This is a genomic window from Nocardia seriolae NBRC 15557, from assembly GCF_007990715.1.
Classification (GTDB): domain Bacteria; phylum Actinomycetota; class Actinomycetes; order Mycobacteriales; family Mycobacteriaceae; genus Nocardia; species Nocardia seriolae.
The window spans coordinates 1-1,225 of sequence record NZ_BJWY01000265.1; the positions used below are offsets into that span (position 1 = coordinate 1).

Sequence of the window (1,225 nt, forward strand, 5' to 3'; positions counted from 1 at the left end):
AGTATTAGGGCAGCCAGCTCACCGGAGTCACCTCGCGGATGTGGGCCACAACGTCGAACGCCTCGGCCAGATTGCGAATCGCCAAGTGCTCGTCCGCATCTCGAACGGGGTCGTAGACGCCACTGATCACTCGCATTTTCACGGGTTCCGAGATCGGGTCGGCACGCATGTCGGGCCACAACGCCGCCTCACCCCGCGCGCCGAGTTTTGCGTCCAGGAAATCCGGCGCGGGAGCCGGTATCTCGGCCACCCCCACATTTCCGTGGTGGAATCCGATTGCCACGGAGGCATAGTCGCGCCCGAAGTGCTGGCGCAGGACGCTTCCCACGCTGGACTTGACGCCCTGGTCGGCGGCCAGACCCAGACCGGTGGCACCGGCGGACACGTGCGCGATGCCGTCCCAGTACACGGTGCGATTACCCGTCCGCTGGTAGTGGCCGATGATCGCGGCAGCCCACACCTCGGCCTCCCCCGCATAACTCCCGCGGCCCGCCACGCTGTGGCGATGGAAGTCCTCGATCAAAGCCATTCGGGCACGGACATTTTCGTCCAACCCGGCGATCGAAGCGATCACCGTAGCCGCATCGCGGGCGTGCTCGTGGAAGGGACGGCCCGGATGAACACCCCCGGGCCCGTTGAACATGCTCGTCAACGACATGGGCAGTCCGAATCGGCTCCAGATGACCAGCGATCTGCGCCAGCCGCCCGGGAGCATGGGCCCGAACAGCATCCAGAACAACCTCATAATCATCCTGCTCAGCCTGCACCGGCTTGATCCCGATAATGCTGACCTCATCCCCAGCGTTCATCCGATTGAACTCCCGAACCCACTCGAGTGTGCCCACCATCTCCCGCGTCCGCCAAGGCCGCCAAGCATTCGCAAGCGCCACCCCCGCACTCCCCTCCCCCGTCCGCACGAAAGCAGCAAGCGCCTCACCGACATGCGCACTGTCCTGCACCGCCAACGTCCGGAAGCCATGCCGCTCGACCAGAGCCCGAAACACCTCATCCCGCAGTGCAAACGTCTCATGCGCAAATCGAGTCGATTCCCCGATCCCCACCACAGTCGCCCCCGAAAGTGCGCTCATCTCCATACCCCCACTCTCCAACCTCAACCATAGTTCAGGTCAAGCGGGCAAGAACAAAACCCGAAAGACGAAGAGCCAAAAGAAGAAAGACAAGGACGCCTGGATGAGGGAGAGGGGGTGGCTGGGTTGCGAGCGAA

Annotated in this window: 2 protein-coding genes; both read right to left on the reverse strand. The window is 63.6% G+C overall.

The features are described 5' to 3' along the window. Positions 1-4 precede the first annotated feature (4 nt). Positions 5-529: an erythromycin esterase family protein gene (locus NS2_RS38160; protein ID WP_363191202.1), complete on the reverse strand. Its 525-nt coding sequence runs from the start codon at positions 527-529 to the stop codon at positions 5-7. After that, complete coding sequence (locus tag NS2_RS38690) at positions 417-1,094, reverse strand: erythromycin esterase family protein (RefSeq protein ID WP_081986524.1); 678 nt, start codon at positions 1,092-1,094, stop codon at positions 417-419. The genes NS2_RS38160 and NS2_RS38690 overlap by 113 nt, the downstream gene beginning before the upstream one ends. Positions 1,095-1,225: the final 131 nt, after the last annotated feature.